Here is a 6354-nt window from a genome sequence, read left to right as displayed (position 1 = left end):
TGATGCCGCCATTACCCGCACCAAAGCAAAAAAAGCCGAGAAAGCACTGGCTGCCGCACGGGAAAGTGGTGAAGGCGATATTGCTCAGCTGGAAGCCGAATTCAATCAGCTGAACCATATCGCACAACAGGCAGAAAAGGCATTGCAACAGGCGGAGTCGGGAGCGACAGCGACTGAAGCCGCTACTGTTGCGGTCAAGGATCTCAAGACCCTGAAGACAGAAGCGGCGGTTGCCCGTACCAAGCTGAAGAAGGCTGAGCAGGCATTAAAGAATGCCGAAGAAAAAGGCCTGGATGGCTGCGAGCCACTGCGCGATACCGTCAAGCAATTGCAGCAGAAAGCCGACGAAGCCCAGCAGGCTCTGGAACAGGCGGAAAACGGCAGTACGACGGTCGACGCGCCTGTGCCTGCTGCACCAGCCGCCGATATCAAACAGCTGAAGATCAATGCCGCGATGGCCAATGCTGCGCTGAAAAAAGCCGAGCGGGCCTTGAGTCAGGCTGAAGCCGACGGGACGGACATCAGTGCCCAGCAGGCGGCCGTTGAACAGGCCAAAGCACAGGCAGAACAGGCCAGTCAGGCACTGACTGCTGCACAGGGTTGAGAGACATGATTCACGCAAGTTCACCTTTTACTCATAAGCCCATCAGCACATCGCAGGTCATGCAGACAGTGCTGCTGGCTACCCTGCCCGGTCTGGCCACCCTGACCTGGTTCTTTGGCTGGGGAAGCCTGATCCAGCTGGTGATAGCCTCCGTCACCGCTCTGGTGTGCGAAGCCGCCATCATGAAGCTGCGTAAACGGCCGGTAAGCTTCTATCTGAAAGATGCCAGCGCACTGGTGACCGCCTGGTTACTGGCACTGTCCCTGCCCGGCTATGCGCCCTGGTGGCTGACCGTACTGGGGACCGCCTTTGCCATTATCTTTGCCAAGCAACTCTATGGCGGCATGGGCTACAACCCTTTCAACCCCGCCATGATCGGGTACGCCCTGCTGCTGATTGCCCTGCCTGTTCCCATGACGCAATGGGCAGCCTCAGCCAACCTGACCACCCCACCGAGCTTTGCCGAAGGCCTGCATCTGATCTTTCAGGGCAGCCTGGCGCTGCCTGACGCCATCACTTCCGCCACGCCACTGGATGTCATCCGTCACAAAGGCAGCCTGACCAATGAAGAGGTATGGCAACACAACGCTGATCTGAACAGCGCCTGGCCCACCTGGATCTGGCTCAGTCTGTCGTGGGTACTGGGTGGCCTGTACATGCTGTATCGCCGCGTGATCACCTGGCATATCCCGGTCAGCCTGCTGGCTGCCCTGCTGATCATTTCCGGCCTGTTCTACGCAGGTGATACCAGTAATTTCAGCAGCCCGATATTCCATCTGATGGCCGGTGCCACCATGTTCGGGGCATTCTTTATCGCCACCGACCCGGTGACCGCTGCGACCAGCAACAAGGGCAAGCTGATCTATGGTGCCGGCATTGGCATTCTGCTTTATGTTATCCGTACCTGGGGTAACTACCCTGATGCCATGGCCTTTGGCGTGCTGCTGATGAACCTGGCTGCCCCTTTCCTCGATTACTACACCCAACCGCGCACCTACGGCCACAAGAAAGCCAGACGCGGCCTGCCGAAAAAAGGGTAAGTGCCAGATGCTGATTGATTCCATTAGACGTAACAGTATCGGCCTCGGTATTTTCGCGGTCATTACCGCAGGGACCATTGCCCTGACCCAGACCCTGACGGCACCGCGCATTGAGGCGAATAAACTGTCAGCAGCAACCAAGGCGCTGGATGAAATGGTCCCAGCGGCCAAACATGACAGCCCCTTCTTCAAGCATGTCATTACCCTGCCTGCCGGCACCCTGGGTAATGAGCACGCCGCTGAAGTGCTGCAGTCCGTGCTGCAGGGACAAGTCAATGCAGTATTTCTGCCGGTGGTGACACACAAAGGCTACAGTGGCGACATTCGCATCATCGTCGGCGTGTGGTCCAACGGCGATCTGGCGGGCGTCCGCGTGGTAGAGCACAAGGAAACCCCGGGGCTGGGGGACAAGATCGAAACCCGCAAATCCAGCTGGATCGAGAACTTTACCGGTAAATCGCTGGCCAATACCACGGGCGAACAGTGGCACGTCAAGAAAGACGGCGGCGAGTTTGATCAGTTTACCGGGGCAACCATTACCCCCCGCGCGGTTGTCGGCGCTATTCACGACGCATTGGAATATTTTCAGGCTAACAAGGGTCAGCTGCTGACCCTGGCAGGAGCCCCCAAATAATGAGTGATTTCAAGGAAATTACCCTGCAGGGGTTGTGGAAGAACAACCCTGCGCTGGTGCAGCTGCTGGGTCTGTGCCCCTTGCTGGCAGTATCGGCATCAGTCGTCAATGCCCTCGGTCTGGGCCTCGCCACTATGGCGGTACTGACTAGCTCCAATCTGGTGGTGTCGCTAATTCGTAATCAGGTGACCGACGCCATTCGCCTGCCCGCCTTCGTAATGATCATCGCTTCCCTTACGACCTGCGTAGAGCTGCTGATGCAGGGGTTCACCTATGAGCTGTATGAGATTCTCGGTATTTTCATTCCGCTGATCGTGACCAACTGCGTCATTCTTGGCCGCGCAGACGCCTTTGCCAGCAAGAATGGTGTACTGGCGTCCGCCTGGGATGGCTTCACCATGAGCCTGGGCTTTACGCTGGTACTGGTGCTTCTCGGTGGTATTCGTGAGCTGATTGGTCAGGGCACCCTGTTCAATCAGATGGAGCTGCTGTTTGGTCCCGTGGCCGCACACTGGAAGATTGTGGTGTTCCATAACTACCCAGGCTTCCTGTTCGCGGTGCTGCCACCCGGCGCCTTTGTCGCTTTAGGCCTGCTGATTTCCCTGAAGAACATTATCGACCGTCATCTGAAAGAGCGTGCAGCGCAAGCCCATACTCATACAGACACCGCCAGTACCGGTAGCAAACGTGTGCGCGTTACCGGCCATGTTGAGTGATCCAGGCTTTGACATTCAGGGTGGCAATCGCCACCCTGAATGCCTGTTTGGCGATTGAACCTTGTAGGGCTGACAGTACAGGGACACAGGGTTGATCGTGAACGTTTTTTCATCGCTTCCGACCACCGTGATTAATGGCCAATGAATAAAATCAAACGTCTGGAAATTTTTACCCGCCTGCGCGACGACAACCCTCACCCCACCACAGAACTGAACTACACCACCCCCTTTGAGCTGCTGATTGCCGTACTGCTGTCAGCCCAGGCCACCGATGTCAGCGTCAACAAGGCCACTGCTCGGCTGTTTCCTGTCGCCAATACTCCTCAAGCCATGCTGGATCTTGGAGTTGATGGTATCAGGGATTACATCAAGACCATCGGCCTGTTTAACAGCAAGGCCGAGAATGTCATCAAAACCTGCCGTATTTTGCTGGAGAATTATCAGGGGGAAGTCCCTCCTGTACGCGAGGCACTTGAATCCCTGCCGGGAGTGGGCCGCAAAACAGCCAATGTGGTGCTGAACACCGCCTTTGGCCAGCCAACCATCGCGGTAGATACCCATATTTTCCGCGTCTCCAACCGCACAGGCATTGCCCCCGGCAAAGATGTGGTGGAGGTCGAAGACAAGCTGATGCGTCATGTACCACGGGAATTCCGCCTGGATGCCCATCACTGGCTGATCCTGCATGGTCGCTATGTCTGCGTGGCCCGCAAACCACGCTGTGGCGCCTGCATTATTGCCGATCTGTGTGAGTTCAAAGAGAAAACTGAAATATAAAGACCTTTCGCCGATTCTTGCGCTATAAGACATTTATGCTTTTTGGGCGAATAGGCATAATCGGTGCGTCCATAAATGTTTCATCAGGGAGGGTTACATGCAGCGAATCGGGTACGTCCTACTGGGGCTGGTCTTTGTCGTCCTGGCTCTTTACCTGACGCTGCCGACCACCCTGCCGCCAGTGCTCGATCTGCTGGTGCAACGCGCTTTGCCTGGCTGGCAGGTAACCGGGGTAAAGGTCGGCCATCCCGATCTGCGCCATTGGTATCTGGACTATCTGGTGCTGGAGAATGGGGAAGCCAGCCTGTCCCTGAATCAGGTGGGCATCCAGTATGCCCCTCCCACTCTGGCTCAGGGCTATGTCGAGAATCTGCACATTGGAGAGGCCAAACTCAGCCTCAAACCTCAGCAACAGGCCAGTACAACGGTAATACCGCCGCTCCCCCCGCGTGACTGGCTGCGCCGTATTCCCTCCAACCATCTGAAAATTGACGCATTGGAGATCGATGCACAAGGCTGGACCTTGCAGGGTCAGTTGGGTCTGGACCTGGATGGCGGCACGCTGGATGGCCAGCTGAAGCTGGATGCCATCAATGACCCTTTCGATGTACAGGCCAGGCTGACCGGTGCCGCCAGTCTGGATATGACCCTCAGCCAGCCTCGTGAGGAGGCCAGTACAGAGGCTAATCGCAATCAGCTGCAACTCAGCCTGCACTGGCTGGAAGGCAATGACAGCTATCCACTGCGGATAAACACCCGGGTGCGCGGGCACTGGCAGTTACCTCAGTGGAGCCAGCAGCCGATTGACGGAGAAGTCGTAGCAGACATCGATGCCAACAATGAGGGCATGGAAGTGCGCTTTGCTCAGCCCTCCGCCGTTGAATGGCCACTGGATACCCGTGAACTGGACCTGTCGCTGCCCCCTCTCACCTATCTCAATGCCAGTGTTGGCGAAGGATCAATTCTGACCTGGGACTTCGCCCATCCGCGTCCACGGCTCAATGGCGACATCAGCCTGACAGCCAACTTTCCCGACAACAGCGGCCAGCAGCTGGTGGCGTCGCTGGAGCAAATTGATGACCAGCAACTGGGCGGTACCATTCTGCTGTCCTTGCCACACTGGTTCCAGGGCAATATGTTCCTCGACTCTGTGCATGCCGCACTGCCCTGGAGTCTGGTCGATACCGATCAGGGCTTGCAGCTGCAACTAGACAGCAATGGCCAGATCAACCTGGGCCGGGCTCAACTGGATACACTGCAACTGGCGCCCAGTCAGTTGAACTGGCCGGCTCCGATCAGCTTTAACTGGAACAGTCTGAGCCACGACATCACTCTGGTACCTGCCAGCCTGCAGTGGCGCAGTCAGGGACTGCAACTGCCTGCCGCTCAGTTAAAAGCGTCTGCCTTTGCCTGGACCCTCCAGCTGGAGCGACTCTTGCTGCAACCAGAACACCCGGTCGCGTTTAACGTTTCCCTGCCACAACAGACACTGCCGCTGACGATCAGGCAGCAACCAGTATCAGCCATGGTCTCAGCTCAGGCCCTGCAGGTCGCCAACCACGGCAACTACAACGTCACAGTGAATGCCTTGCAGTCATCGCTGTCACTGGCAGGCGATATCAGCGACACCGCCCATACCGGCACAGCCCAGCTTAATCTGGCACTGGCTCCTCTGCGTCCGTATCTCAACCAGCCCGAACTCCGCCAGCTGTCTGGCCAGTTGAGCTGGAGCGGACAGTACAATCTTACTGGCGGCCTGACCTTTAACGGCCGTGGCGAGCTGGATAGCGACGGAGAGTGGGATGGTTACCCGGCCTGGAGTGACTTCAAGGTTAACTACCGACTGCAAGGATCACCCGATACAGGCACCCTGTCGCTGACCAGCTCCTTACCTCGCTATGAACTGTTAGGCATCAAGAACTTCCGCGGACAGGCCGACATCCGCTATAACCCAAACCGTTATCAGGTTGCTCTCAATCAGCTGAGCAGCGATATTCTTGACGGCAATATTCGCGTCAATCCCACCAGCTTCAGCTACCCGGGCCCTGTTGACGGACGGCTACTGCTGAGCGATATGTCGCTGGCGGCAATCATGGCCACCCACCCTTCCTCGCCACTGCAGGGGCAAGGACGTATCAGTGGCACGCTCCCCTTCCACTATGATCAGCAGGGTCTGCGTATAGAACAGGGTTATCTGTCGGCCAGTGGCTCAGGCGGCAAGCTCAGCTATACCGGCAACCTGGGTCTGGAAGCCATGAGCCAGACCTATCCACAACTGGCCTCCGTTTCCGCTCTGCTGGGTGACTTCCACTTCAACTCTCTTGATGCCAATGTCGATTATGCAGCCGATGGTAAGTTGCTACTGCAGACTCACCTGGAGGGCAGTAACCCGGCTTTTGAGCAAGGACGGGCAGTAAACTTCAATATCAGTGTGGAGGAAAACCTGCTGCAGCTCTTGCGCTCCCTGCAGGTTACCGGCAAGCTCAATACCGTTCTGGGAGAACGAATTCAGCAACAGCTGTCACGCTGAGTCGATCCACTCATTGGTGCAAGCATCTCGTCTCGACATGATGTCGGACATGG

5 protein-coding genes and 1 pseudogene are annotated in these 6354 nt (G+C 56.9%); all 6 read left to right on the top strand.

Translation table 11 applies throughout. From position 1 onward, the window contains the following. Nucleotides 1-604: pseudogene (locus WH50_RS26485) on the top strand (electron transport complex subunit RsxC); the annotation flags it as partial. 5 nt (nucleotides 605-609) lie between these two features. Then, nucleotides 610-1644: an electron transport complex subunit RsxD gene (rsxD, locus tag WH50_RS24590; protein ID WP_110189976.1), complete on the top strand. Its 1035-nt coding sequence runs from the start codon at nucleotides 610-612 to the stop codon at nucleotides 1642-1644. A gap of 7 nt (nucleotides 1645-1651) precedes the next feature. Beyond that, the gene (gene rsxG / locus WH50_RS24585) at nucleotides 1652-2278 is read left to right on the top strand and encodes an electron transport complex subunit RsxG (protein ID WP_110189974.1); all 627 of its coding nucleotides are present in this window, start codon (nucleotides 1652-1654) and stop codon (nucleotides 2276-2278) included. Then, on the top strand, nucleotides 2278-2994 hold the full coding sequence (locus WH50_RS24580) for an electron transport complex subunit E (protein ID WP_104154975.1): 717 nt from the start codon (nucleotides 2278-2280) through the stop codon (nucleotides 2992-2994). Before rsxG ends, WH50_RS24580 begins: the two co-directional genes overlap by 1 nt. 141 nt (nucleotides 2995-3135) lie before the next feature. Next, on the top strand, nucleotides 3136-3771 hold the full coding sequence (gene nth, locus WH50_RS24575) for an endonuclease III (protein ID WP_110189973.1): 636 nt from the start codon (nucleotides 3136-3138) through the stop codon (nucleotides 3769-3771). Between the two features lie 97 nt (nucleotides 3772-3868). Further along, nucleotides 3869-6301: an intermembrane phospholipid transport YdbH family protein gene (locus WH50_RS24570; RefSeq protein ID WP_110189971.1), complete on the top strand. Its 2433-nt coding sequence runs from the start codon at nucleotides 3869-3871 to the stop codon at nucleotides 6299-6301. The last annotated feature ends 53 nt before the right edge of the window (nucleotides 6302-6354 follow it).

It is taken from the genome of Pokkaliibacter plantistimulans (assembly GCF_003194385.1).
In the GTDB taxonomy this organism is placed as follows: Bacteria; Pseudomonadota; Gammaproteobacteria; order Pseudomonadales; family Balneatricaceae; genus Pokkaliibacter; species Pokkaliibacter plantistimulans.
This window is presented reverse-complemented; position numbering and strand designations above follow the sequence as displayed.

Excerpts from the sequence above, each read along its gene's own strand:
- WH50_RS24570 (WP_110189971.1), top strand. The coding sequence starts at position 3,869 with ATGCAGCGAATCGGGTACGTCCTACTGGGGCTGGTCTTTGTCGTCCTG.
- rsxG (WP_110189974.1), top strand. The coding sequence starts at position 1,652 with ATGCTGATTGATTCCATTAGACGTAACAGTATCGGCCTCGGTATTTTC.
- rsxD (WP_110189976.1), top strand. The coding sequence starts at position 610 with ATGATTCACGCAAGTTCACCTTTTACTCATAAGCCCATCAGCACATCG.
- WH50_RS24580 (WP_104154975.1), top strand. The coding sequence starts at position 2,278 with ATGAGTGATTTCAAGGAAATTACCCTGCAGGGGTTGTGGAAGAACAAC.
- nth (WP_110189973.1), top strand. The coding sequence starts at position 3,136 with ATGAATAAAATCAAACGTCTGGAAATTTTTACCCGCCTGCGCGACGAC.